Annotated in this window: 23 protein-coding genes; 7 read left to right on the top strand and 16 right to left on the bottom strand. The window is 62.3% G+C overall.

Features of this window, described 5'->3' with window-relative positions:
* Positions 1-793: 793 nt before the first annotated feature.
* The 4 genes from BBTA_RS05100 to BBTA_RS05090 form a co-directional block, all read right to left on the bottom strand.
* On the bottom strand, positions 794-3898 hold the full coding sequence (locus BBTA_RS05100) for a DEAD/DEAH box helicase (RefSeq protein ID WP_041750348.1): 3105 nt from the start codon (positions 3896-3898) through the stop codon (positions 794-796).
* Positions 3899-4552: 654 nt separating this feature from the next.
* Positions 4553-4714 carry a hypothetical protein gene (locus BBTA_RS40635; protein ID WP_168167871.1) on the bottom strand — a complete coding sequence of 54 codons (162 nt, stop codon included), beginning with the start codon at positions 4712-4714 and terminating at the stop codon, positions 4553-4555.
* 59 nt (positions 4715-4773) lie between these two features.
* The gene (locus tag BBTA_RS05095; RefSeq protein ID WP_012041379.1) at positions 4774-5868 is read right to left on the bottom strand and encodes an acyltransferase; all 1095 of its coding nucleotides are present in this window, start codon (positions 5866-5868) and stop codon (positions 4774-4776) included.
* Between the two features lie 77 nt (positions 5869-5945).
* Complete coding sequence (locus BBTA_RS05090) at positions 5946-6164, bottom strand: hypothetical protein (protein ID WP_041750347.1); 219 nt, start codon at positions 6162-6164, stop codon at positions 5946-5948.
* Positions 6165-6356: 192 nt separating this feature from the next.
* Between BBTA_RS05090 and BBTA_RS05085 the strand changes: the two genes are divergently transcribed.
* On the top strand, positions 6357-6971 hold the full coding sequence (locus BBTA_RS05085) for a hypothetical protein (protein WP_012041377.1): 615 nt from the start codon (positions 6357-6359) through the stop codon (positions 6969-6971).
* A gap of 46 nt (positions 6972-7017) precedes the next feature.
* On the opposite strand, the gene BBTA_RS05080 is transcribed toward BBTA_RS05085, so the two are convergent.
* From BBTA_RS05080 to rfbC, 8 genes are all read right to left on the bottom strand, one after another.
* On the bottom strand, positions 7018-8478 hold the full coding sequence (locus BBTA_RS05080; RefSeq protein ID WP_012041376.1) for an ATP-grasp domain-containing protein: 1461 nt from the start codon (positions 8476-8478) through the stop codon (positions 7018-7020).
* Entirely contained in the window at positions 8475-9728 is a 1254-nt protein-coding gene (locus BBTA_RS05075; protein ID WP_041751246.1) for an NAD(P)-binding domain-containing protein, read from the bottom strand. The genes BBTA_RS05080 and BBTA_RS05075 overlap by 4 nt, the downstream gene beginning before the upstream one ends.
* Positions 9729-9794: 66 nt before the next feature.
* Positions 9795-11030 (bottom strand): glycosyltransferase family 4 protein, encoded by a 1236-nt coding sequence (locus BBTA_RS05070; protein WP_012041374.1) that lies wholly within the window; start codon positions 11028-11030, stop codon positions 9795-9797.
* A 54-nt stretch (positions 11031-11084) separates the two neighbouring features.
* Positions 11085-12386, bottom strand: coding sequence for a glycosyltransferase family 1 protein (locus BBTA_RS05065; protein ID WP_244424354.1), 1302 nt, complete (start codon positions 12384-12386; stop codon positions 11085-11087).
* A 74-nt stretch (positions 12387-12460) separates the two neighbouring features.
* Positions 12461-13351, bottom strand: a complete 891-nt coding sequence (gene rfbA / locus BBTA_RS05060) for a glucose-1-phosphate thymidylyltransferase RfbA (protein WP_012041372.1) — start codon at positions 13349-13351, stop codon at positions 12461-12463.
* A gap of 8 nt (positions 13352-13359) precedes the next feature.
* The gene (rfbD, locus tag BBTA_RS05055; RefSeq protein WP_012041371.1) at positions 13360-14262 is read right to left on the bottom strand and encodes a dTDP-4-dehydrorhamnose reductase; all 903 of its coding nucleotides are present in this window, start codon (positions 14260-14262) and stop codon (positions 13360-13362) included.
* 3 nt (positions 14263-14265) lie between these two features.
* Complete coding sequence (gene rfbB, locus BBTA_RS05050; RefSeq protein ID WP_012041370.1) at positions 14266-15312, bottom strand: dTDP-glucose 4,6-dehydratase; 1047 nt, start codon at positions 15310-15312, stop codon at positions 14266-14268.
* Complete coding sequence (gene rfbC / locus BBTA_RS05045; protein ID WP_012041369.1) at positions 15309-15884, bottom strand: dTDP-4-dehydrorhamnose 3,5-epimerase; 576 nt, start codon at positions 15882-15884, stop codon at positions 15309-15311. The genes rfbB and rfbC overlap by 4 nt, the downstream gene beginning before the upstream one ends.
* Before the next feature lie 704 nt (positions 15885-16588).
* On the opposite strand from rfbC, the gene BBTA_RS05035 reads away from it, so the two are divergent.
* Together BBTA_RS05035 and BBTA_RS39855 are read left to right on the top strand one after the other, a co-directional pair.
* Positions 16589-18055 carry an undecaprenyl-phosphate glucose phosphotransferase gene (locus BBTA_RS05035; protein ID WP_244424352.1) on the top strand — a complete coding sequence of 489 codons (1467 nt, stop codon included), beginning with the start codon at positions 16589-16591 and terminating at the stop codon, positions 18053-18055.
* 358 nt (positions 18056-18413) lie between these two features.
* Positions 18414-18611 (top strand): hypothetical protein, encoded by a 198-nt coding sequence (locus BBTA_RS39855; RefSeq protein WP_148221396.1) that lies wholly within the window; start codon positions 18414-18416, stop codon positions 18609-18611.
* 82 nt (positions 18612-18693) lie between these two features.
* Here BBTA_RS39855 and BBTA_RS05025 read toward each other — a convergent pair whose 3' ends face one another.
* A complete protein-coding gene (locus BBTA_RS05025; protein WP_012041364.1) occupies positions 18694-18918 on the bottom strand; it encodes a hypothetical protein in 225 nt (74 codons plus the stop codon).
* Between the two features lie 438 nt (positions 18919-19356).
* Positions 19357-19656: a hypothetical protein gene (locus BBTA_RS05020; protein WP_148221395.1), complete on the bottom strand. Its 300-nt coding sequence runs from the start codon at positions 19654-19656 to the stop codon at positions 19357-19359.
* A 370-nt stretch (positions 19657-20026) separates the two neighbouring features.
* On the opposite strand from BBTA_RS05020, the gene BBTA_RS05015 reads away from it, so the two are divergent.
* The 4 genes from BBTA_RS05015 to BBTA_RS05000 all read left to right on the top strand — a co-directional run bounded on the left by BBTA_RS05015 (position 20027) and on the right by BBTA_RS05000 (position 23490).
* The gene (locus BBTA_RS05015) at positions 20027-21022 is read left to right on the top strand and encodes a hypothetical protein (protein WP_244424348.1); all 996 of its coding nucleotides are present in this window, start codon (positions 20027-20029) and stop codon (positions 21020-21022) included.
* Positions 21023-21168: 146 nt separating this feature from the next.
* The gene (locus BBTA_RS05010) at positions 21169-21819 is read left to right on the top strand and encodes a hypothetical protein (protein ID WP_012041360.1); all 651 of its coding nucleotides are present in this window, start codon (positions 21169-21171) and stop codon (positions 21817-21819) included.
* A 100-nt stretch (positions 21820-21919) separates the two neighbouring features.
* Entirely contained in the window at positions 21920-23044 is a 1125-nt protein-coding gene (locus tag BBTA_RS05005) for a glycosyltransferase family 1 protein (protein ID WP_168167869.1), read from the top strand.
* Between the two features lie 173 nt (positions 23045-23217).
* Positions 23218-23490, top strand: a complete 273-nt coding sequence (locus BBTA_RS05000) for a hypothetical protein (RefSeq protein ID WP_012041358.1) — start codon at positions 23218-23220, stop codon at positions 23488-23490.
* 461 nt (positions 23491-23951) lie between these two features.
* Here BBTA_RS05000 and BBTA_RS04995 read toward each other — a convergent pair whose 3' ends face one another.
* A complete protein-coding gene (locus BBTA_RS04995) occupies positions 23952-25196 on the bottom strand; it encodes a DUF4038 domain-containing protein (protein ID WP_012041357.1) in 1245 nt (414 codons plus the stop codon).
* Between the two features lie 269 nt (positions 25197-25465).
* The gene (locus tag BBTA_RS04990; RefSeq protein WP_168167868.1) at positions 25466-26671 is read right to left on the bottom strand and encodes a polysaccharide pyruvyl transferase family protein; all 1206 of its coding nucleotides are present in this window, start codon (positions 26669-26671) and stop codon (positions 25466-25468) included.
* Positions 26672-26740: the final 69 nt, after the last annotated feature.

The raw sequence follows: 26740 nt of genomic DNA, 5'->3' as shown, positions 1-26740 counted from the left end.
CGACACAACATCAGGATGCGTTACAGTTTGAACGTGTTTCGACCTTTGATAGGTCGACCAAGACCACTCGTGATCCACAGACGAAGTGTCGATATGATCTCGCAGTTGAATGCGACTGAACTCCGACGACGCCCAAAGCGAGCACAAACGAGCTCACAAGGCTCAACGAGATCGTTACCCCACCGCCGCTATCGATCGCGCAGCAACCCCTTCGGACATCCCGATCATCCCAAGCTCCAGCTCTCGGTACGTGGGCGCTCCTAACACACGAGCATTCCGGGATGACGACACGACGGCTAGAACTCGTCTAACAAGCACCAGGCCGGACGACGACTCCGGACGAGCATGTTGGTAATTCAGCGATTTCTCTTCGTAGATACTTCTTCGACGCTTTCCAAAGAAGCGCGCCAACAGCGACGGCATCGTTTCCGCCCTTGAAAGCGCCGCAAAGCAGACGCGCACCGTCATGCAACTCGGCAGCACGCGCCGAGCCCCGAAGACATCAGGACATCGCCTTGCTAAGCAACCACAACTTATCAGTTTGCATATCTTTGGTTCTATATTGTTTCAGACGCGCCGCAGATGTGACGCGCGTCGCTCTGAATTGCGGCGATACGCGCCACATGCATCTGAGTATGCCGTGCCAGGGCAGGCTCGAACGATCATCCCTGTGGCAACAACAAGGATGTTCAATCACCCCGGCCAAGGGGCACGCTTCATCGCCTTCATCTCTGCCCCGAAGAGGGTACACAGAATCGCTTCAAATTGAGCGACCTGTCGCTCTTCATTCGTCTTATTCGTCCAGGAGGTCCAAGAAGAGCTCTACTCTTCGTAAAGCAGGTTCACTACTGCGCCCGGGATAGACGACGCGATCGCCCTCGCGCTGCAGCAGCCGCGAGCACGACTTCCTGATCTTCCCTGCGAGCATCGTCGCCGCGATCGCATCCGGCCCGACATCGAGACGCATGATCCCTCGTTCCCGGCAATTCACCCTGAGCCTGGCAACCGCAAAGAAATTGCCGGCCTCGGACGGCAGCTTTCCAAATCGGCGCTGCGTTTCATCCTCGAGCTCCTCCAGCTCGTCATCACTGCGGCACCGGGCGGCCCGCGCATAGATCTCGAGCCTGACGGCCTCCGATTGCACATAGCTCGCGGGAAGCAGCTCAGGGATGGGCAAATTCAGTTCAGGGATCCAGAGCGCGGACATTCCGTCGCGATCTCCCTCCAGCGCAAGTGTAAGAAGGTGGCCGTAAAGAGTCGGCCCGAACACCTGCATGTGGCCCGATTGTCGATCGGAGCGCAGGTCGCCGCCGCCACGGAGGTCGAGGTCGCGAGCGCTGATGGCAAAGCCAGCTCCCGGACGGCTCAATTCCTCGAGAACCGAGAGCCGCTTTTCCGAGCGGTCAGAGCCGCCTTCCGTCAGGAAATGCGCAAACGCGCGGATGCCGCCGCGTCCCACTCGTCCCCTGAGCTGATGCAACTGTGCCAAGCCGAATTTTTCCGGCCAGCATACGACGATCGTGTTCGCACGTGGAATGTCGAGACCGCTTTCCACGATGTTGGTGGCAAGTAGGACATCGGTGCGGCCCTCGACGAACCCCATCAATCTCTCGTCGATCTCGTCCGTCGGCAACTTGCCGTGAATGGTATTGATACGGAGTTCCGGCACCAGCGCGTGAACCTTGGCCAGGAGAGGATCGAGATCCTGGATCCGCGGACAAATGACAAAGCTCTGACCGTTGCGTCTGTGCTCGCGAACCAGGGCAGCGGCGATCGCGATGTCCGACAGCGGCGCCACCTTGGTGGCGACCGGAACACGATGCACCGGCGGGGTTGCGATCACGCTGAGATCCCGCAAACCCGTCAGGCCGGCCGCGAGGGTGCGGGGGATCGGCGTCGCACTCATCCAGAGCCTGTGGCCGTTTTTATTGAGATTCGACAGCATGGCTTTCTCGGCAGCGCCGAAATGCTGTTCCTCGTCAATGATGATCAGGCCAAGGTCAGCAAATTTCACCTCCTTGGATGCCAGCGAGAGGGTCCCGACCACGATCCTGAGTTCTCCGCTCTTGAGGCGCTCCCTCACGTCGCGCGCGTCCGCGGCCGAGGCCACCCGCGACAGGTTTCCAACATCGAAGCCGAGAGGCGCAAAGCGCTTGCGGAAGGTTTCGAAATGCTGTCGTGCGAGCACCGTCGTCGGCACGACGATAGCGACCTGCTTTCCGGCCAGCACAGCGGCTGCCGCCGCGCGCAACGCCACTTCGGTTTTACCGAAACCGACGTCGCCACAGACGATACGGTCCATCGGGTGCCCCGATGCAAGATCATCCAGGACGTCGCGAATAGCCTTCGCCTGATCGGGGGTGGTGAAATAGGGAAACCGCGCGACGAACTTCTCATAGGCCGCCGGGCGCGGCACAAGCTTCGGAGCTGGACGCCGCCGGCGCTGCCTCATCTGCTTGGCCAGCTCCTTGGCAACGACGTGAATCTCTGTCTCGGCCGCAGCTCGCCGCGGCCGCCACGAGCTGCCGTCGGCCTTGTCCAGGGAGGTGTTCCCGAGTTCAGCAGCATACGGCCAGATCAGGGCCAATTCCGCGAGAGGCACGAGAACGGCGTCGTTTCCGGCGAAGACCAGCCTGACCATCTCGCGCGCCGAAAGATCTCCGCTGCCCATGGATCGCAAGCCGCCAAGGCGTGCCAGTCCGCGTTGCAGATGAACGACCACCGATCCGAGCTCGGGGAGGTCACCCGCCTCGAAGCCAGGCGTCCAAGCCCAGTTCGTCGGTTGCGGTTGGTGGGCCCTGCTGCCGAGCACGTCGGCAGCAGTGATGACCACGAGCGGCTTCTTTCCAGGAACGATAAAGCCCGCATCGAAGCCGGCCAGCAACGCGGCCTGCCGCCTGCCCCTTGCGGTCGCGTGCGCCCAATCGGGCACGCATTCGGCTTTGGCAGCGCTCATCCGGGCCATGAGACGCAGATCCGATTCGACCGCAGCGACGAACACCACACGTGCGTCACCGCGTTGGGCTTCCTCGATGAACGCACGGAGGGCCTTCCGGGGCGAGGACGCCTTATAGAACTCCGGCGTCGCGCGAAACGGAACGGTCGGCGCCAACAGGGTGATCTTCTTTGCCGCCTGATCCCATTCGCGTCGACTCAGATATGCACGGTCACGCTCGCCACGGGCGGCCGCATCCTCGATCGTGCTCAACCAAGTGTCGGCGTGCCTAGGCACCGCGCTGTCGGCGATCCACTTGGCGCGCGAACAGTAGTCGAACAGGCTGGATCGTTTTCGAGCTCTGTCCTTGAACGCCAGACGCTCGGACATCGGATCGATGAAGAGCTCGTTCGTCTCAGAAATCACCTCCTGATCCATCGGATTGATCGCTGCGATACGCCGGATTCGTCCTCCGGAGTGCTCTATTCTCAACGGCCCGAGCGCGCCGGCCGGGAAGATCTCAAAGGTGTTGCCGTGAAACAAGACTCCACCGGGATAATCGGGGCTGTCGTCCAGATCGTACCCAAGGGCCTTCAAGCGAGCCTCAAGGTCGGCTTCGGAATAGATCGCCCCAGTCCGAAGTTGGAATCCGATACGAGACCAGTTTGTGGGCAACGGCAGGAGCTCCATCATGGCTTCCGCCGTCGTGATCAGCAGGATCGGCTTCTTTGTGCCGGCCAGACGTCTCAGGACAGAACTCCGTCGGCCTGCAATATCACGTGACGGCTCAAGCTGATCGAACGGGAGCGTGTTCAAGCGCGGATAGACGAGCACATCACAGGCCGGCTCGATGACGGGGATGATAGAGCCCAAACGTTCGGCTCGACTCTCATTTTCCGCAAGGAACACAACTCCGTCTCGGCCCGAAGCACGCCATTGCGCCGCGAGATACAGCGCCAGCATGCCGAGCGGAGATGAGGAAGAAATGCCGGCCCGAAGCGGAGCGCTCGCTTTCGTCACAACGACTGTCTTCTTCCGCGGAGCGGCCTTCAATGGAGCGGCTTGCTTTGCTGATGCTTTCTTGCGCAGCGTTGAGCCGCGGGCGGTACGAAGAGCGGATGTCACTGAAGTCTCGTGCTGAATTGACGAATGCCAGGCAAGCCTGCGAATCTCGTTCGGAGCTTTAGCGGATTCGGCGGCTCGAGGGGATCCAAACTTCGGAGTATCCAACATTCGGCCCCCCTTGAGCGCGAAGGTGTCACTCACCGGCACTCGCGCAGCCCTCCGCGGAGCGAGCCAGGCGCCACAGAATTCGCCGCGCCTCGATGCCTTCCTCACTCATGACCACGGTACTTGAAAGTGCGGTTCCTTTGTGATCGAGCTGCACAGAGTTCATGAGCCGGAGCCGAGAAAAGCACGCAGCAGGCGATTGAGTTGCGGCAAGATCGTCGCACGCGAGGATGAACGGCAAGGCCTCAAGAGCAATGGCGCCTCCAGAGGGTGTCCCGGCAAGACGAGAATAGGGATCGCTGCTGCGATCGGCATGGTGCGTCACGAGCTTCGAGCGCCCACCGCGGTCGCAACGCGGTACACCCGGCCTATCCGATCACCCAGATGCTAGATCATGATGCGCTTCCACGGAAACGCATCATGATCTTTCCTCTTTGTTTGAGCATGATCTTTTCGGGAAACCGGTTTCCACTTTTCCGGATCATGCTCTAAAATGCGACGGCGAAGGTTCAGCTGCGAGACTGCCCCCTCATCGGTGAGGCTGAGCACCAAGTGATCTCCACCATCCAAGACAATGGAATATGGCCGCGCCATCACCGGCGCGTCTCTTATCGCGGCAGAGCGGCTTCCGAGCGGTGCGGGGCCAGCAGTCTGCGGCCGAAATCGAGCAGCCTGCGTTCGATCAGCACATGGGCCGCCGCACCGGCTGCGAGGCAGATGAGGACGACAAACGGCACCACCGGCAACAACGACATTTCGCTCAGGCGCGGCTGGTTCTTCACGATGCGCGCGAACACGACCATCACAAACGGGTGGGTGAGATAGATCGCGTAGGAGCAGTCGCCGAGCCATGCCATCGCGCGCTCAAGCCTTGAGCCGACCGCCTTGAGACTCAGCGAGGACGCGACAATGAGCAGCGCCGGAAGTCCCCAGGCGACGACCCGCGCGGCCGGGGGCAGTCCATTCGTCGTCTCATGCGGGACGAACAGCGAAGCCAGGACGATGGCGGACAGTCCGGCGGCGATCCCGATCCACGCGGGCATCACGTGCAGGCGACGAAATGCGGTTGCGAGCAGCATGCCCATGCAGAACTCGATGACGATGGGATTGGACAGGAAGTCCTCCCGGTCGCCGAGCAGCAGGCTTGCCGCCAGCAAGGCCGCGATCGCGGTCGTGATGCCGAACACCGCGACGTGGCGCGACCACTGCAGAAACAAGGCAGCCGCAAACAGCATGTAGAAATACATTTCGTAGACCAGGGTCCACGAGACGGTCAGGACCGGCTGGTCCGTCGGCAACAGGAGCACCGCGCGCAGCCAGATGCCGGGCGTGGGATCCAGCTTGCGATAGAATCCGAGCCCCCAAAGGATCAGGATCAGCAGCAGACATGTCCAGTAGAACGGATAGATCCTGACAAATCGCTTGGCGAGAAACGTCCCGGCGCCGATGGAGGGACGCTCGGAGGCGAAACTCGCATAGACCATGACGAAGCCGCTGATCACGAAGAAGATGTCGACACCGGACGCGCCGAACGTCGTCAGCCAATCCGGGCTGGTCGGCGCGGCCTTGGACGCGAGCGACTCCTCGAGCGTGTGATGCAGCACGACCATCGACGCAGCCAGGCCGCGCAGCATCTGGATGCCGATCAGATCCGGCCTCTTCTCGGCTCCGGCAGGCTCGCGGACAACACCGGTCTCGATCATGTCAGCGCCCAGGATTGACTTATGAGATTGACGTTTGAGAATTCGGACCAGCCTCAAGGTACTGAAAGATCGAGGACTCATTCGGCGGCAATGAGGCGGGCTGCTTCCACGCGCTCCTCGGGCATGTCGGGCACGATCGACGGCGCCTCCACCTCGCGCAGCGCCAATTGCTGCAACAGCTCCAACAGCCGCGGCGGAACGCTGGTCGAGCTCCGATCCAGGTAATACCGCAATCGCTCGCCAACCTCATTGCAGATCGCCCTGCAATGCTGGCTGCTCAGCTTTGCCTCGCTCATCCCGATCACCCTCCGTCAAGGAGGATGAGAGTTCCCTCTGAGGACCTCGTTAATGAAAGCGATCCGCCGCGGCTTATGGTCAACCTGACGTTAACGGGTGATCCGGGATCAACCGGACTCGACCCGTAAAACGGACGTTAACCAAGAGCGGCTAATTTTACCTCACACGACGAGGTACTCACGGGGGCCGACGTGGATATCGTACTTTACGGAATGCTCACGCTGTTGGGGGCCTCGTTCTATTTCGCCTGGTCCTGCGGACGGTCCTACCAGGCGCGCGGACGGATCAGAGGAATCGAGGAAGCGGTCCGCGAGCTGCAGGTCGGCATGGCGTCCCATCTGGCCAGCACCCCGGGCGCCGACATCCAAAACGCGCTGAAGAACCTCTCCAGGATGCTCGCACAGAGCTCCGAGCCGCGCCGGCGCGAGACCGACCCCATCCCGTCCCTGCTCTGGGTTCTCGGTGCGGCTCTGGGCGAGGAATGCTGGCGGATCGGGCATGGCGCCGGCGTCCGGCGCAAGGCGCCCGCCGAAGGTCAGATCAGACTCGACCTTTCGCCGACCGAGCTGCTGCAACTTGGCGGCCTTGCCAATCTCGGCTTCCAACACATGATGCCCAATGCGCGGATCATCGCGACGCACCGGTTCGTGGATGTCGATGACGCAAGAGATGCGTCGCGATCACTGAGCAAGGTCGAGGCCGCGATTCCAAGCAAATACCGTCCCGACCTGCTGCATCAGGCTGAAAGCCGCGAGGAGCTGATCAAGGGCTGGTGGCGGCCGGCGGTGCGGCCCAAATCAGCCTGACAGGGCTCAGGCCCGCCGGGGCGAAGCCGGGAGGCCATATCCGCACTCAGCGATCGCGGCCGGATGACCCCGATGCGTTGCACACGAATTCGCCCGTAAGATGCGAAGCGCTCGTGTAATGCCCGCGCTGCGCCTCGGGGCTGGGACGATCGACCGGACCCTGGCTGATATGGCGGCGGATCAAGCGGGCATCCGCCGGATGTCGCGCGACGAGGTCGCGTTCGTGCGCGGCGACGAGCGCGGGCTCGGCGGACGGCACGTCGTGTCGAACGGCAGAGGAGCTCAGATAGAAGCTCTTCGGATCGCGATCGAGCTCTTTCGGAAACAACGCGATCAGCCGCTCATCAGCCGACTCGGCCGAGAGCGTATGCTGGCGACCGCTGACCTCCGACATCAGGGCGCCGGCGAGATCTTGACCGAACAATTGTCCCAGATGACAGCTGCCGACACAGCGCGGGTTCATCTCGATCAGCGTGGCCGTTTCATCCTCGGTGTTGAGCATGAAATCGAAGCTGACGAAGCCGGAGCAGCCGAGCGCCTCGGTCAGCGCAGCCGCGGTCTCGGCCATTTCCTGGTTCTCGACATGACGAATGACGGTGCTGGCGCCGGTCGGCTCCGGATGGATCTGCTCGGCGACGAAGCTGACGCCAGCCAGCACGCGGCCTTGCCAGGTGCTGACGGTGCGAAAGGCAGGCCGTCCCACCGCATGGGTCTGGGCGATCATGTCCGCCGAGGCCCACAGATCGAATCCGGCTGCGCGCTGTAGCGCATGTTTCGCTGTCGATGCGAGACGGCGTATCCCGGAGCCGCCGCGCCGCTGTGCGGCGACGCGCTGGGCGAATTGGGAGCGGTCCTGCACGACTTCGACCCCGAAGCCTCCGCAGGTGTGCTCCGTCTTCAGGAACAGCGGAAACGACCAGTCATCATCAGACGGATCTTCGTCCGCAAATGCTCCGGTCACGGCCGCGTGGTGCGGCTTGCGCAGACCGAGGCGCGCAGCGAGCTCCATGAGCAGATGGCGGCTGGTCGCCGTCCGATAGCCGTGGGGGGCACCAAGCGACCGAACCAGGATCTCGCGTGCGCCGGCCGAAAGCTGACGAGTTGCGACAAGGCTGCGGAGCAGCCAGGCTGCGATGTCGTCCAGCGGCACGATCAGCTCGGGCGACCAGTCTCTCACGACCTGTTCGAGCCGGCGGCGAACGAACAAAGAGGTCAGCCAGACGCTGCTGAAAGAGGGAAGCGGGATGTGTCGCGTCAATCCGCTCACCGACGCGGCATAGAAGTCGGGCGGGCTGATAAGAGCACACAGCGCCCCATGTTGCGCCATGTCGACGACGACCCGTTCGCAGCCGACATTGTTGACGATGGCGACGAACAAGACGCGCGGCTTGCCTGGGGGACAGCGTTCGCCCTCAATCGGCCCGCTCGCCTCCATCGCGTCCGCCGCGAGATCCACGCGGTCCGGCGAGACCGGATCGACGACCGCGGGGCGGCCGGGCCGGATCACGGACGCGACCTCTCGGAGCTCAGCGCCGTGAACCGTTCATCCTGCCGGTTGCCTTTGCGAACCGAGACTCCGGCCAGATGGCGCGACAGCCGCCTGGCGGTGTAGTCGGCACCATAGGCGAAGCGCATCAACGGTCCGAAGCTGTTGGCGGCGGCGGGACCGACGAAATAGAGGTTCGGGACGCTCGACTCGAAATGCCGCGACAGCGCCGGCGCGGTGTCCGACCTGCGCAGCGACGAGCGGATCCCGTCGCCAAGAAACGTCAGGCGGTCGAGATCGACGCGATAGCCTGTCGCACTGATCACGTGATCGGCCTCCAACGTCCTTGTCGCACCATCGGAGTGGCTGATCTGCAGGCGCACGCCCCGTCCGCCGGCTTCGACCTTTGCGACCTTTGCGTCGGCGACAACCGGCACATGTCCCTCGACCTGGTCCCGCACAAACCAGGCCGGCGCCGGACCGAGATAGCGTCGGACGACGTCGACGCGGAAGTCCTCTGGCATGGCGTGGAACACGAGCGGCGCGTGAACGCACAGCACCGACTTCCAGCCCGGGCCCAGTCCGGTCATCGGCGCCTTGATCCGGTCGAGCAGAGAGCGCTGACCCAAGGCTGATTGAAAGCGGATGCTCGGCCGCCGGGTGACGATGAACGGGTTGGCTCCGCGCGCGCGAAGCAAGGCCGCAATGTCGGTTGCCGAAGCGCCCCCGCCGACCACCGCGACGTCTCGCCCGGCGAGATGCTCAGCGTCGCCGTAGCACGAGGCATGTGTCACGAGGTCATTCGACAACCCATCGAGCTCGGGCGGCGTGTAGCTGAAGGCCTTGATGCCCGTTGCGACGACGACCGTCCGCGCCCGGACCCCTTCCCCATCGTCCAGCCGCAGCGCAAAGCCATTCGGGACCCTTTCGATCGACGAGACCATCCGGGGTTCGAGATGCGGGATGAACTTCTGCTGGAAGGCCCGGCCATAGGCCGAGAAGATCTCCACCTTCACCGGAGTTCCGGTATGCGAATAAGGCAGGCCGTTCAGTTGGCAATAGCGCTCGAGCGTCAGCTCACCGGTGGGATCGGACAGATTGGACGCGAACCCTTCCGATTTGAGCTTCATGCCGACCGGCATCGCCTCGTGCCACGTCTGCATCGGCAGACCGAAGACGCGGACCTCGCGTCCTTGCGCAAGAAGATGGCTCGCGACCGACAGCCCGTAGGGGCCTGCGCCGATGACCGCAATCTCGACCTGGGTACTCATGATGCAACTCACTCCGGGAACTGGTTGGGCGCCGCCTCGGTGATGGCTCGCGACGGGAACGATAGGTCATGACGACAAGGCTTGGACCGGGCGAGACGGCGCGAACGTCAACTCGGCCTCGGAACTTGCCGGTTCGGAAAAGAAGGCATGGATCGTGCCGAGCAGCGCCGACAGATCGCCGCTCGCCTTCAGCAGGGCGTCGTAACGCCGTGCTGCCTCCCTTGCTGCCGCGAGGCGTTCCGGTTGATTCAAGATCATGTGCGCGGTGCGTTCGTCGATCTCGAAAACGGCGCCTTCATGGCCGGCCGGAAGCCCTTCCAGACAATGCGTGGATGCCAGGACCGGCATCCCCGCCGCCAGCGCGCTCACGACCTTGATCTTCAGCCCGGTGCCATCAACCGGCGCCAGCGCCGCCTTGCTGCGCGCATAGATATCCTCGACACGGTCGACGAAACCCAGCAGCTCGACATTCGGAAATTCAGCGGCGGCGGCGATCACGGCCGGCTGATCGCAGACCTTGCCGCACACCGCGATCCGATAATTGGCCAGCCATGATCCGTGCTCCTTGAGCAGCGTGGTCAGGCCGCGCACATTCATCTCGTATTCTGAGCCGACGAAAATGAGATCGAAATCATAGTGCTGCTGCGCCAGATCCGCCGTGGAATTCGGCCGCTCCCAAGAGGGAACGTAGGAGATCGTGGGCGACGACAGCATCATCTTGAAAAACGCTGTCTCGGCCGAGGAGATCGCGAGCACGCCGCGCACGGCTTCCAGTGCCCCGACCTCGCCGCGCAGCTTGCGCAGCGGCATCAGCGAGACCGGACTCCGGTGATGCAGCTTCGACCATTTCAGGAAGTTGACGTCGTGCGTCTCGACAATACAGCGCGACGTCTCGACGCCGTTGAGCTGGGCGAGACCTTCGGCATAGCTCACGATGAAGAGATTGGAGCGCGATCTGAGCGCATCGAATTTCGGCGTCGTGCCGTTGGCCGACAGCCGCAGGATCTGGGCTGCGAGCCAGGGAAACAGCGAGACGAGGAGGTTTTTCGCCCGCGTCACATAACGCAACAGCTTGGTGTGGCGCTCGATCACCAACTCGACGCCCGGCCACCGCTGGCGGAACGCCGCTTCCGCCGCGGGCGTCCAAGGACATTCCGGATGATTGTCGTAGGAGTAGAGCGTGATGTTGCTGAATTCCTGCGCAAGGCGGTCCAGCATCGAGGTGATACGAACATGCGAGCCATTGGCCGGCGGCAGGAAGCTGCCATAGTAGAAGACGACTAGCCGATTTTCAGTCTGCATTGCCTCTCTCTTTACGCAGGAGTACCCCCGGGGTCGCTTCGTAGTCAGGGCCGATCAGCCCGGACCTCCCTTGTCTGATCGCCAGCTTGCGATGGATTGCTGGATCGCCCTGCGCCAGGCGGACACCGCCGCCTCGCTCGAAAAGCGACCGATATTGGCTTTCATGGCGGCCAGGCGCGCCGCCCGCTCCTGATCATCCATGGTGACGAGCGTTCTCATGCCGGCGGCGATCTGACCGACATCGAGCGGATCGACCAGCACGGCGGAATCGCCGGTCACCTCGTGCAAGGCGCCTCCTGCGCCAACCAGCGGCACCAGTGCACGATTGATGGCCTCGGCGGCCGGCAAACCGAAGCCTTCCAAGATGCTCGGCAGCACGAACCCGCGGGCGTGCCGATACAGCCAACGAAGCTGGCGGTCATTGACATAGCCGCAGAGGTGAACGCCCTTGGTGTCGCGGGCGGCGGCTTCGACGGCCTCTGCGCCCGGTTCCGGGCCGCCACAGATGACATAGGCGCAGCCCTCGTCGGCCAGTCCTGACATGGCGTAGGCCGCGATCGCGCGCGCGTGGTTTTTGCGCGCGCCGATGCTTCCGACGGTCAGCAGGAACCGAGAGGGCAGATTTGGAATCTCCTCCTCTTCGGCATCGTCGAGGTCTGATCTGATCGGCGGATGAGCAACGGCAAGCAACGGGAAGTCGTCGCCATAGAGCCGAATGAAATCGTTCTTCGAGGCTTCGCTGACAAAGATGATCAGCGGACGAGCCGCCTTGATGCGCTCGAAGGCTGCCGAATAGATCTCACGCACACCGGGCGCGTAGAGCTCGGGATGGGTGATGGGCCCCATATCGTGGCACAGCACGACGTCGTAGCGTCGGAGACGATACAGCACGCATTCACGCGGATCAGTGAAGAACACCGGCCGCCGTCCACGCATCGCCGGAAACACGCGATAAGTCCAGGGATGCTGTGTCCGAAACGAGACCTCGATGCGGGCCAGACGTCCCAGGATGCGCGACATGGTCCGCGGCGGTACCTTGGCCGAAGGCAAACGCCAGAACAACTGGCGGGAGATCAAATCGGCGCACGCCTCGATCATGTCGCGACAAAGGAAGTACTTCCCCGTGCGATTGTTCAAGGCGAGCGTAAACTCGCAATCAATCTGCAAATCCCGCTGCATCAAACTCGGATTCCTTACAGACCCGGCAATTTGCCGCGCAAAGCGGCCAATAGGTTCTAACGAATTTTCGGCGAAACCATATCCGCGGCCCGGGCCCTTAACACAGGTTAAAGCACCCCAGGCCGCACGCTCATCACGCGCTGCAAGATGTAGCAGCCCGGCGTGCCGGTCCAGCACCACTATTGTTCCGCATGGTAAATTCTGCAGCGTTAAGCCGCTACGGAACCCGCTGGAGGCTATGATGAAATCCCTTACCGCCGCTCGGCCTGGTCAGATCTGGCGATGGACAGCAGATAGCGGCCGTAATCGCACTTGCCCAGCGCCTCGCCGAGACGCTCCAGCTGCTGACGATCGATGAAGCCGCAATTGAACGCGATCTCCTCGGGGCAGGCGATCCGGAGCCCCTGGCGGCGCTCGAGCGACGCCACGAAATCGGATGCGGCCAGCAGGCTGTCCGGCGTCCCGGTGTCAAGCCAGGCGAAGCCGCGCCCCATCAATTCGACATCGAGCAGGCCGCGCTCCAGATAGACGCGATTGAGATCGGTAATCTCCAGCTCGCCGCGCGCCGAAGGCCGCAGCCCGGACGCGATCTTCGCGGCCTCGCTATCATAGAAGTACAGGCCGGTGACCGCGAAATTCGATTTGGGAACGGCCGGCTTTTCCTCGATCGAGCTCGCGCGCCCGGACTCGTCGAAGCCGACGACGCCGTAGCGCTGCGGGTCCGCGACGCGATAGGCAAAGACCGTCGCACCCTGCGTTCGCGAAGCGGCGCGCGACAGCATCTCGGGAAGTCCGTGGCCATAGAAGATGTTGTCACCGAGAATGAGCGCCGACGAAACGCCATCCACGAAGTCGGCGCCGATAATATAGGCTTCCGCGAGCCCGGCCGGGCGCTGCTGGACCGCGTAGGACAGTTCCAGGCCCAAGCGCTCGCCGCTGCCGAGCAGCGCTTCGAACCGCGGCAGATCCTCCGGCGTCGATATGATGAGGATCTGGCGAATGCCGGCGAGCATCAGCGTCGTCAGCGGATAATAGATCATCGGCTTGTCGTAGATCGGCAGCAACTGCTTGGAGATCGCCAGCGTCATCGGATACAGGCGCGTTCCGCTGCCGCCCGCCAGAATGATTCCCTTCACGTTCATCTCCTTCGTCAGCTTCCGGTGGCGATCAGGCGCGAGACGCACTCCGAAAGTGATGCCTCAAGCGACGGCATGGAAACTCCAAAGACCGCCGTCAGGCGATCGCATGACAAGCGCGAATTGGCGGGCCGGCGCGCCGGCGTGGGATAATCGCGCGTCGGGATCGGCTCGATGCGCGCCGTCCGCGCACCGTGCGCGGCCGCGACCCGCATGATGCTGCAGGCGAAATCGTACCACGTGACGACGTCGGGACCGGCAATATGCGTGACGCCGCCAAACTCGTTCGTCCAGCCGGCGCGGTCGATCCTGCGCGCGATCGCAAGAATGGCTCGCGCGATGTCGAGTGCCGAGGTCGGGCAGCCGACCTGATCGTTCACGACCCGCAACGTGTCGCGGCTGCTTGCAAGCCGGAGCATCGTCCGAACGAAGTTCTGGCCGAATGGCGAATACACCCAGGCGGTTCTCAGGATGACATGCCGGCGGTTCGCGGCGGCGACCGCAAGCTCGCCTGCAAGCTTCGAGGCACCATAGACGTTGATCGGAGCAGGCGCGTCATCCTCCACATAGGGAGCCGGCTTCGCGCCGTCGAAAACATAGTCGGTCGACAGATGGATGGTCGGGATCTCCAGGCGCGCGCTTGCTTCAGCGACCGCTCTCGCACCATCCCGGTTGACATGATAGGCGGCCGCCGCGTCCTCTTCCGCGCGATCGACCGCCGTATAGGCGGCGGGGTTGATCACGATGTCAGGCTGGAAGCCGTGCAAGGCCTGCAGGACAGCATCGGTATCCGCGATATCGAACGCGTCGCGCCCGCCAAAGCCTACGACCAGGTCAGGCTGCGCCTCGGATGCTTCCTGGAGCGCCCTGGCGACCTGCCCGTGCCGTCCGAGGACATATAGCCGCGTCGACTTCAAGACCTACCTCGATACGCCAATCCGCTCGCCGCGATAAACATCGCGAAGCGGCATCCACCAATCCGAACGGTCGAGATACCAGCGCACGGTCTTCTCGATCCCGGTCTCGAACGTCTCCTGCGCCTTCCAACCGAGCTCGCCTTCCAGCTTGCTGCAGTCGAGCGCATAGCGACGATCATGGCCGGGCCGATCCGCCACGAAGGTCAGCAGGCGTTCGTGGGGACCTCCGGCGGGACGCAGCCGGTCGAGACACTGACAGATCTGCCTGACCACATCGATGTTGCGGCGTTCCGTCCGTCCTCCGATATTGTAGGTCGCTCCCGGGACACCGCGTTCGAGCAGCGCGACCAGCGCGCGCGCGTGATCATCGACGAACAGCCAGTCACGAATGTTGCCACCATCGCCATAGACCGGCAGCGGCTGCGCATGCAGCGCGTTCAGAATCATCAGCGGGATGAGCTTTTCCGGAAACTGATACGGTCCATAATTGTTGGAGCAGTTCGAGACGATGACCGGCAGCCCGTAGGTCCGGTGCCAGGCCCGCGCCAGATGATCCGATCCGGCCTTGCTGGCCGAATAGGGCGAGCTTGGATCGTAAGCGGTGGTTTCCGTGAACAGCCCCTCCTCGCCAAGCGAACCGAAGACTTCGTCGGTCGAGACATGGATGAAGCGAAACTGGTCTGCCTTCGCGCGGCCCGCTCCGTTGAGATATCGGCGCGCCACCTCCAGCAGCGTAAAGGTGCCAACCAGGTTGGTCTGAATGAAATGATCAGGACCATCGATCGAACGATCGACATGGGTTTCCGCGGCGAGATGGATGATGGCATCCGGAGCGAAGCTCGCAAACGCCTGCTCCACCTTCTGCCGTTCGCAGATGTCGACCTGCTCGAACGAAAAGCTCGGGCTCGACATCACCGGCGCCAACGACGCGGTGTTCCCCGCATAGGTCAGCTTGTCGAGCACGAGGACCGCATGTCCGAGATCGGCTACGAGATGACGGCAGACCGCCGAGCCGATGAAACCGGCCCCGCCTGTAACGATGATCTTCATGAGGATGTCTTCTCAGAAAACTGAAAAACCGGGGCAAGGCCGGAAAGCCGAGGATGCACGCGATCCTTGTCGGACAGGATCACCTCGTCGCGGCCCAGGCGCCAATCGATGCCGAGATCAGGATCGTCCCACGCAAGACCAAGCTCGGAGGACGGAGCCCAATAGTCGGTGACTTTGTAGAGAACCTCGCAAGGCGCCTCCAGCACCGCATAGCCGTGCGCAAAGCCTTCGGGGACCCATAATTGCGTCCAATTGGCGGAGGACAGTTCGACGGCAACATGACGCCCGAAGGTCGGAGATCCCGTTCTGATATCGACCGCCACGTCCAAGATGGCACCGCGGATACAACGTACGAGCTTGCCCTGCGCGCGCGGCGGACGCTGGAAATGCAGCCCACGCAGCACGCCGCGTTGGGCCGAGAAGACGTGGTTCTCCTGAACGAAATCGACCGGCAGACCTGCTGCGGAAGCGATCTCCCGTCGATACACCTCGGAAAAGAAGCCACGCGCATCGCCGTGCTTCACAGGGGTGAGAGACAGAATGCCCAATATCGGATAGCGCTCAATATGCATTCCAGTCTCGCAACGAGATGATAAATGGCCTTACGGTCGCTGAGGACCGTGCCGACTTATACCAAGAGCCGTAGATCAGGCCAGCCCTCGCCCGTAGGGCCGATCATCATCGCGCGGTCCACCAATCCGCGGGCGCGCTGTCCGCCGCGTCCATCGGTGCGGATCTGTGCTTCGATCTCGCAATCACCGTGCCTGTGATAAAAATACCACAAACCTCGAGCGTCTGCAGGAGCGCGGAGCCGAACGTCACTGAATTTCGGAAGCGGAAGCCGCCGCTTTCGAGAAGCAAGCGCGGATCGCCGCGGCGGCAATTCCCCATCGCCCCCTCCTACGAGGACGAATTGCCAGCGAAGATCATCAGTTGACGCGTCCCCTCGCGGTCATCGGCCCAGCTGCGTGCAGAGAACGACGGATCAGTTCGACGTCACCCGCAGCCTCCTTCGACAGGGGCGAGCGGCCACGATGCAATCAGCAGAGCTGAATAATGTCGGTCAATGGCGATGCAAGAGCACGTCGCCAACTGTGTCGAATGGGGAACAAAGGTCCTGAGATCGCCATTACGCCATTCCAAATACCGGTCTCCGCCACACATGAGGTTGCATTGCAATCCCCTCAAGATTAGTCTGCCCGCATTGGTGGAAAATTACTTCTGAAAGTTGAGATCAGACTGACTACTCACCTTTTGAATGCGGAATGGTTCTTTGATGTCGATGCGGTCAGAGGTTCGCGATCCGGAGCAAGAGGTTGCGACCTCAGCGGTTGCGAGAGCCCAAGCTCCGCTTCCAAGCCAGGCGATCACCTACGTCCTCGCCACCGCAGACGCGGCGATCATTCTGATCGCGAGTTTGTCCGCGTGCTTCGCCTATCATTGGCTGACTGACACCCCCATCCCCGACCTATCCGCGTATTTTGCGCTGGGCCTCGCCGCGAGCTTTCTCCACATCGTGCGACTGAGCGGCCTCGCCTACTACGATCTGGAAAGCGCAGCGAAGCCCGCGGTCGAGTTCCTCGAGATCATGTTCTCCTGGCTCACGACAGCGCTGATGCTGGCGTTCTTTGCGTTCCTGTTCAAGATCGGCACCGCGTTCTCCAGAGGCGCATTCCTGTTGTTTCTCGCCGCGGCGCCAGCAGGGCTGCTCGCTGGCAGGAAATTGGCAAAGTACCTGCTCGAAGATGCAGTTGTCCGTGGCGTGATCGGCCGACGCGACCTGATTCTTCTCGGCGCCCCACAGGAGTTGGACGCGCTCGAGCCGAGAGATCTGCTGGTTCTGTTTGGCGCCGCCGAAGTTCATCGAATCGCGCTGAGTGCGGCGTCGGACCCGGCGAATCAGAAGGCCGGCGATCTCAAAGCCGTGGCGACCGCCGCGAAATTCATGCAGGAACACGACGTGACGGAAGTCCTGCTCGTGATCCCCTGGAACTCGCCGGAGCGGCTGGAGTACCTGCGCCAGCAGATGAAGGCGTTCCCGGTGTCAGTTCGGCTGCTGCCGGACAAACAGATTCGCGCCTTGAGCGATTACGCGCCGTCTGCCCAGCAGCGCGTCGTCTCGCTGGAGATCCAGCGCGCGCCGCTGAGCGCCGTGGAGCGTGGCGTGAAGCGCATGATGGACATCGTCATCGGGCTCACCGCGCTGATCCTGTTGAGTCCGATCATCGCGTTGACCGCGATCTTGATCAAACTCGACGGAAAGGGGCCGGTGTTCTTTCTGCAGAACAGAAAGGGCTTCAATGGCCGGCAATTCGTGATGTTCAAGTTCCGGACGATGACCGTGCTGGAGAACGGCGACACTGTAACCCAGGCGACGCGGAACGATCCGCGGGTCACGCGCATCGGAGCCTATCTCCGCAGCGCCAGCATCGATGAGCTGCCACAGCTGGTCAACGTGTTGCGCGGCGACATGTCCCTGGTCGGGCCGCGTCCTCACGCCATCGCCCATGACAATCAGTTCGAGCGCCTGCTGCAGGATTATGCGTTCAGGCATCACGTCAAGCCAGGGATGACCGGCTGGGCGCAAGTGAATGGTCTTCGCGGCGCGACCCCCTCGCTTGATCTGATTTCCCGGCGCGTCGAGATGGACCTCTGGTACATCAACAATTGGAGCCTCTGGCTCGATGTTCAGATCATCATGAAGACCTTCTTCGAAGTGGTGCGAAAGAGGAACGCGTTCTGATCGCGTTCGCATCTGCGAAGGACGATGCCGACCGGTAACTTCGTCCCCGGCGCGCATCTGACCACCAAAGCTCTCTACGTGGTCACAGGTTTCCTGCCCAAGATTAGAGCTGCGCTCGCCGCATACCTCCTATACCGGGAGGCGATCTGGGCTCCCGGCACCGCCCGTTAATTGTGTTGAACCGCATAAAGTCATCGGTTTACACTCAATTTTGCACAGTTGCGCCGTCCTTGGCGCGCTGAAGCTGCTGAATGGTGACCGCGGTAGGCGAGCTCTATGGCAGGGCTGCCATATCTGCGCCAGCTTTGACATAGTTAATAGGGCGTATCACGTCGAAAACAACCTGAAGTACCTGCCAATGATTGCTGCCCTCAACTCCCGCTTCAAGCATGTTGCTATGGCGCTCGGCGCCGCGGTTCTGAGCGCTGCCTTCTTTAGGCACACCGCCCATGTTTACGCCGGCTTTTCGCGCGAGGAGATCCGATCAGCGGCCCTCGTCATGTGCCTGGCGATGCTGATTATCCTGACTGCGGGCCATACGCTGCGTAAGAACTGAGCAGAAGCCTAGGTTATCTGACCAACAGAGAGGCAGCCCGTCCCGACAAGCGGATCGGCGATCATGCGGCGGGATATCGAACTCAGCGGGCGGGGGGCACGCCGTCTTTCCTCATGAAACAGACGACCCGGCCTACCGTCTGAAGGCGCTGTTGACCGCCGACCGGATTGTTGAGCTCCGCCCTGATCGCGTCGGCAGCCTTGTTGCAGAGTTGTTCGTTGGGGAATGAGTCGATGACCTGGGTCGTCGGCTGAGTCGGGCTTCCAAACACGATCCACTGCAACGAGACGAACAAGACCCATTCCATCGACAGCTCCCGACTCGATCGCGAGCTCCTGCGATCAGCTATCGAGGCAACCCAAGTTAGCTTTCCGACGACTCGCGCGGCCCGACGTTAAGGATCGTCTCGCCTCGTGTCTATCAAGCTGGTACGCTTGACAGCACCGGATATCCTGGCTGGACGGGGAGTTAAGAATTTGAGCGCGCTGACAAAAGGCAGTCTCATTGTGCTGTGGCTGGGGGCTTTCGCAGGCTCGGCCACAGCTCAAAATGGGGTTACACCGCAAAGAGACGCCTATGGGAATCTTCGGCGTGAAAATGCGCCCTACTCCCAGCAGGGAATCAACCAGGGCCCGATCAACAACGGGCCCATCAGGAACACGCCATCGCAACCTTCGACGACGAACCGCACACCCGCGCAAGCGACGAGCAGATAGTCATCGGTGGTGACAGTCGAGGTCGTGCCTCACCACCACCAGATCATTTCGCGCGCCGGCGCTCCGCAGACGACCGCGCGGCGGCGTTCGATGCCATAGGCGGTCTGGACGGGCACCGTCTTGATGCAGCTTGGGTGAATGGCGAGATTATAGTGGAAAGGGGCGCCCTCGAATGAACCATGCAGCGGGCACAGATGGTCGAGGTTCGGACCGCACTGCGTGAGCGGATAAAGCCGATGACGCGCCGAAGCCGGATTGGATAGCGCCATTGCAGCGATCGCGACTGCCACCGCGGTCGCAATTTTGAACTTGGCGTGCATCGTCTTCATCCCCCAATCAAAGAAGCGCATTATTCGTGGTGAGACTATACGAATCTGACGCTTCTGGCAAAGCCGCCCAGGCCCATTGACGCTGAATATGACGAAGTGGTGGCCTCCCTCTGTGCTTGGGAGCAATCTACGGTTATGTTCGCCGTCTAGGGGGTAAGGACAGGCGATGAATCCCGAATTGTCGAGTGTCGATAAGGACAAGGCGGTTTCTCCGTTTGCACAGGAGATCGAATACGCCCTGACTCTGCAGCGGATGATCACCCGTCTGACGGAGGATCCGGCCGAACTCCGCCTGACCGTCTACGATTTCGCCCGGGCGCGCCTCAAGGATCAGAGCTCGTGGATGGATTCCACCGAGCAGGAGCGACTCGTGGCTGCGCTGGAGACCGCCATCCAAGGTGTCGAGCGGTTCGAGGCGCGCCGCACCGAACGGGAAGGGCTGGCTCCGCCGCCACCGCCCGCAGCCCAGCTTTCTCATGAGTCCGCCCCGCCGGCGGAGCCGGTCACGCCCCTCCCCGCAACGCAATTGCCCATCACTCCGGCCACCGAGGACATCATCGTTCCGGCGCGGGCGCGCTGGGCCCCGGACGTCATGTACATTCAGGCGCGGGAGGGCTTGCTCTCCAGCCTCGCGCGCTTCGCCCTGAGCGCGGCCCTGATCGGCGGCATCCTGACGATCATTCTCCAGCGCGACGCGATTTGGGGACGCCGCGAGATCCCTGTTGCGCTGCAAAGCAGCGGGCCTGCAAACCCGGCACCGAGCGTGGCAGCCCCGAGCACCGCGCCGCCTGCACCGGTCGCGAGCCCGGCCCCGCCGCCGCCCCCCTCGCTCGGGTTTCCGGTCCCCGGCGACTACGGCATCTATGCCATCGCCGGCGACGATCTGAAGGAGCTCGAGCTGCTTCCCGAACGCGTCCCCGACAAGCGGATCTCGATCTCGACACCCATCAATCAACCGAGCCGCACCACGCTTCCGGACGGCAAGGTCCGCTTCCTGCTGTTCCGGCGCGATCTCGCCGGCAACGCGCCGGAACGTCTGGAGGTGCGGGTGGTCGCGCGCGTGACCCGGGCGCTGTCGTTCGATGCAAAGGGCAAATTGGTGGTGACCCCGGTCACGGATGCCTGGAACATCCGCAACAAATCCTACGAGCTGAGACTACGGCCGGTGGCCGGCCATCCGGAAATGCTGCTCGCCCAATCCGAAAAGGTCGATTTCGCGCTGCCGCCCGGACGCTATGTGCTGGCCTTCCGTGAGCAGGCCTATGACTTCACGGTGGCCGGCGCGGTGACCGAATTGGCCCAATGCCTCGAGCGCACCGACGCCGTGAACGGGTCGTTCTACTCCGAATGCAACAACAAGCCCTGAGTAAGGGTTGTCGGTCGTGACTTCTCACAGGCATGCTTGCCGGCTGGCTGCGCGGCACGATCGGATTGGACTGCTTCCTGTATCCATTCCGTCCCTCGTGCGTCAGCGATATCCGGCAGGCCGCCCCCGCTGTAAGGTGAAGATACTTGGATCTGCACCGGCTCCATTATTACTACCGATCTGCCCGCCACATCGCGCGCAAGCATCTCGTCGGTTGTTCGGTCAGCCCGATTCCTGCGTTCGACCGCGGCGGCCTGGAATTCTTCACGGCGGCGATCCGATCCAGCCGCGTCTACCTTGAATATGGGAGTGGAGGCTCGACGATCATGGCAGCGAGCCACGTCTCTCGGCTGGTCAGCGTCGAGCCTGACGCGATGTTCGCCAAAGCCGTTCGAGCAGCGCTGCCCGAGACAGAGGCCGAGATCTCGATCCTGACACCTTGGATCGGCGTGACACGTGACTGGAGCTATCCCGTGTTCGGCCGTCCTACCCCCGCAAGACGAGCCAGATGGAAACGCCTGCCGCGGGCCCCATGGGCCGTGCTGTCGGATACTCCCGACCTGATTCTGGTCGATGGCCGCTTTCGGGTCGCCTGCGCGCTCGAAAGCCTGCTGCACATCGGCCCCGCCACCAGGCTTCTGATCGATGACTATGCAGGCCGCGACTACGGCGCGGTGGAGCAGTTTGGCAGACTGGTCGCGATGCATGGCCGAATGGCCGAGTTCACCAAACGCTCCGATTTCGACGAGGCGGCCTGCCGCACAGCGCTCGAAACATCCTATGCTGATGTCCGATGATCCGATCGCGACGTGCCGTCCCACAACGGCGCCAGCGCTTTGCTTCGGGCATTGAGAGACACCATGCGCGCGTCTCGCGCAATTCCAGGACACGATGTTGATGATGCTCAGAACTGATAAGCCGTCGAGACGATGCGCCATCAATGGCCGCTTTCTCGCACAGCCGATGACAGGCGTTCAGCGCTATGCCTACGAGATCGTCAGCGCGCTCGATGCGATTCTGTCGACAGAACCGGACGCGGCGCTGGCATTCAGCCTGGTGGTGCCGCCGCAGACCAGGCACCCTATCGATCTGCAACGCATCGAGCTCGTCCGCACGACATTCGGCTCGGGCCATGTCTGGGACCAGATCACCCTGCCGCGTCATGCGGCAGATGTCGGGCTCAACCTCGCGAATTTCGGACCCCTCCTCGCACGCCGGCAGATCGTCTGTATTCACGATGCGAACACTTTCGTCGTTCCCGACAGCTATTCCCGCAAATTCGGCCTCGCCTACCGCACGCTGTTGCCCATCATGGGCAGGATGGCGGCGAGGGTCGCCACGGTCTCACAATTCTCGGCCGACATGCTGGTCAAGTTCGGGGTGACCCGGCGCGACAAGATCTTCATTGCTCCAAACGGGCACGAGCACGTGCTACGCTGGGATTCCGCGCGGGCACGCCTGCCGATCCTGCAGCAACTGACACGTCCCTATGTGCTGCTGCTGGGCAGTACGGCAAAGCATAAGAATGTGGACGTCATCATCCGGCAGGCCGATGCGCTCGACGCCGCCGGCATTGACATCCTCGTGGCCGGGGGCGCGTTTTCCATCTTTGCATCCGACGGCCCAGCAGCGGCGCGTCGCAATGTCCATCATCTGGGCTTTGTCGAGGATGACCAGCTCGCGGCTCTCTATGAAGGCGCACTCTGCCTTGTATTCCCGTCCAAGACGGAGGGATTCGGAATTCCACCATTGGAAGCGATGGCGAAAGGATGCCCGGTCATATCCTCCAATGCGGCAAGCCTGACGGAGGTCGGCGGCGACGCCGTGTTATATGTCGCTCCCGATGACGGACAGGGCTGGCGGGACGCCATCATCCGCCTGAGCCAGGCGCCCGACCTGCGCCGTTCCCTCTCGGCGCAGGGACGAAAGCGGGCCGAGCTGTTTTCGTGGAAGCGCAGCGCGGATCTCTATTTGAACGAACTCCTGCGCCTTGCGACCTCGCGCCCCACCCCCAGCGTATAGGTTTCAGGTATTCTGCTATTCGGAACGCTTGTTCAAAGGCCCCGCGGCTCGATCCGCAGGCGCAAAAAATCGTTCCAATGGAGGGCATTCTGCGACATGTTGTGAGACGCTCGCCATACTGGGAGGAACGGGGCTCATCCACTTACGCACGTCATTTTCATTAGGGACCTTTCATGTTGAAACGCACTGAAAAGTCGGCTCGGAAATCGATTGCGCGGAGCGCGCTCGAGCAGGAACTCGCAGAGGCCGTTCGCACGAGCACTCCGGAGTGCGAAGGCTTCCTTGCAGTGTTCGTCGAGAAGATCGCCCCCAAGGAGCGCGGCGGCCCCAATTGGGCCGTCAAAGGCGTGCGATACGGCAGCGCCGATCGTGAGCGCTCACAGGCCGCTCTTTCCACCGTCGTGGTCGCCCGACAACAGGAGGTCGACCTCGGCGACGAGGCTTGATCTACAACGGTCCGAATGTCACCGCCGTAACGGAGCCTGCGTCCGACGACGCACCACGGGGTGCTCCCGAGAGCTACGATTAAGGACCCAATCTGATAGTGACTTCCGTATTTCAGGTCGAGAACGCCGGCACATGAGAGCGACCACAACGAGCCCGTTCAGGATCACCCAGCCGCCGGCCAATTTGACGATGCTGGACATGATGAACTCCTCGCTGAACAACGTCTCACATCGCTTGAAGTTCCGCACTGGAACCAGCGCATCGCCCGTTTCGCGTCATTTCAGACAAAGTGCATCAACTTGCCACAGGTCGGTTTGCCCTCTGCTCAACTGCGGCGACAATGTGAGCCCGAATAATATGGCTACGAACATCGCGGGCATGGGATGCGCACTCATCGAGCCTGACTGCAGCCCATCGGTCCCGCTGATCTTTGCGAAACACCGGCTTCCTCTTCTGCGGGTCACGCTGTAAGCAGCAAGACCCAGTCGCCGTCTGCGCTACAGGCCGGCGCTCTCAAGGTTTGCTGCTTCGAGGCGGCCAACGATTGAGGCTCTGCCCCGAAGAACCGACCATTCGCCGGATCGAACCAACGCACGCCCACATGGCTGGTTGCCATCTGCGTGAGATCGAGCACGACCTCGCGTGGAGACGGCAGGTAGACAACCGCCAACGTCTTGTCATGTGAGCGCGCCGCCGTTGCGCGAAAATGGCCGGTGAGGACGCCACCGACGAGCAGTTGATTCTGCCGATCAGGCTCCAGCCTGGACCAGGGCAATGCGAGCAGGAAGTCGCGCATGCTGCTGATGCTGCGCGCGCCGGCGCTATCGAGCGCCTGCTTCCAGGGCATCGGCTGCGGGTGAGCGGCCGGCGCATTGTAATGCCAGATCGGATGATTTCCGAACACCTGCCCGCTCGCCCCCGACAACATCGCCTGCCAGGCCTGAATTCTGGTCCGCAGCGCCGTGCCGTCGTGCTCGTTCTCGTACCTGCTCTCGATCAGAAGATACGGCATGTCGTGCTTGGCGATCAGAGGTTCGGCGGCAACGGTGATCGGCGCGTAGGTATAGAGCGCATCGATCGAGACCGGGATTCCGCGCTCCTTCCAGAAGTCGACCGGATCGGTATCCGGAGCATTATGCGCCGTATGCGTCGAATGCGGGATGATGTCGCGAATGCCGTCGCTGACCGCCTGGCTGAGACGCGCGTCCGGAGGATCGTAATCACCGCCATCGACCCAGATGATGTTGTCGAAGTCCCGGAAGCGTCTGCCGACATAACGACCATAGTCGCGCAGCTTGTCCGGCCCGCAAGCCAGCATCTTTTGATACCAACCTTCGTCGCCGCCTCCTGTTCCGAGATAGGCCGGCGCCAGCAGGACGAGGATCCCCCGCCTCGCCGCGCTGCTCAGAACCCAGGCTGCATGATCGAAATAGCGGTCATTGGGAGCCGAGAAATCTCCATCGGGCTCGAACGGGCGGTCGCCGTACATATTCCGCGGCGCCTGATCCGCGAATTTGTGCTCGATCAGATTGACAAGCACGGTGTTGAAGCCCCTGGCCTGACGGTCGTCCAGATAGAGCTCGCAATCCTCACGGCTCAGCTGCGCGATCAGCGACCAGGCGGTGTCGCCGACCAGGAGGAACGGCCGTCCTGCGGCATCGACGAGAAAGCGCTGGCCGACGACCGGACGCAGCGGAAATGTCACGGGCGCCGCGGGCTGGCGCGCAATGGCCTGCCATGTCCCGCTGTCTGTTGTCGGCACGGCTCCGCGGCAGGTCTGAGGGCTCGGCTGTGCCTCCGCGCGGAAGCGGGGCCGGAGAGCAACAAGCCCGGCGGCGCCCGCAAGGACGCCGGCTCCGAGGCCGAGATGGAAGGTCCTCCGGCTCATCAGAGCTCGCAGTCTCTCGCCCATCACATCACCCGAAGTTATGGTCTGCAGCGGAGCCCCGCGTCGCGCCGGCTGTATGTCTCAGATCAGGAGACCGCAACATCTTTTGTGGCGCCCAGCGGCTGCGAAGACTGGCCGAACAAGCGATGCATCACCTTCTGCTCCTGATCGGCCAGCATGCTCCTCGCCGTCTCTGCCCTCTGCATGATGACCGGCTCGTATTTGGCCCTGTTCGAGGACAGCTCCGAGAACTGGTTGATCAGAACCTCCAGATCGATCGATTCGCTGTGCTGAGCGAAGCCTCCGAGCCCCATCGTCTCGATCAGCTCTGCGTGATACTCCGAATAGCCGACCGAGATGGTCGGCTTTCCCAGCATCAGTGCGAACACCAGGGTGTGAAACCTGGTCGCCACCACGATGTCGGCAGCACGCAATTGCCGAAACGCGTCCTGCCAGCCGGCCGCCCGCTCCACCACGACAAGGTCGTCCGGCAGTGATGGGCGCGCCGCCGAGATCGCCTGGCGGAGGTCGCACACCGCCCTCCAGTCGCGTTCATCGCCCATGACCAACTGGACGCGCATGCCGCGCTCCAGCAGCCACAAAGCAAAATCTCTCAATTTGCCAAGATAGGTTTCGTAGATGTTCTCGTCAGTCTCCAGATGTCCGCGCCATCCCTGATAGTGCATGGCGCCGATACAGACGGTGAGACGCTGTGCCGGGGCGGCCTGGGGCGGCGCCGAGGGGATCGGGAGCGCAAATGCCAGGTCCGGATAGACAGGATCGTTGCTCACATCAAAGCCGAGACCGGCAAGATAGTTTTTCGAGAATTCGTTGCGGTATGAGCGATAGGTCGCCATCGCGGCAGAGCGCAGGACGAACCATTTCGTCAAGCCGTGATGCAGCGGACCAGCTCCGATGCTGACCAGGGCGAGACGCGTGCCGCACAGACGAGCGGCGAGACACCACCTGAAAAGCGTATAGGGCAGCCCGAAGGGCGGAGCACAATAGTCGTTGAGAATGCCGGTGCCCGGTATGATCAGGACGTCGAGCTTTCTGACGACCTCAATGGCGTACCAGATGTTGGAAAGCTTTCTCATGAGGGGTGATCGCCCGGCCGTATTGAGCGGGACGGCCTGCAGCCCATAATCCTGCCTGACCTGGTCAGGGTTGGTGCAGATGCAGGTCAACTCCGCGTCGGGCCTGAAGCGCTTCAGCGTGTCCAGCATGGCCGCGAAAGTGGCCTCGTTGCCGAAATTGCCGATCCCGAAATTCCCAAACACTCCGATCTTCATCGGTCGCGATTGCATCGTCATACTCCTGACACCCGCGGGGACACGTCTCGTTCCCTCAAGGCAAAATCT

Origin of the sequence: Bradyrhizobium sp. BTAi1, assembly GCF_000015165.1 — a bacterium.
Lineage (GTDB): Bacteria > Pseudomonadota > Alphaproteobacteria > Rhizobiales > Xanthobacteraceae > Bradyrhizobium > Bradyrhizobium denitrificans.
This window is presented reverse-complemented; position numbering and strand designations above follow the sequence as displayed.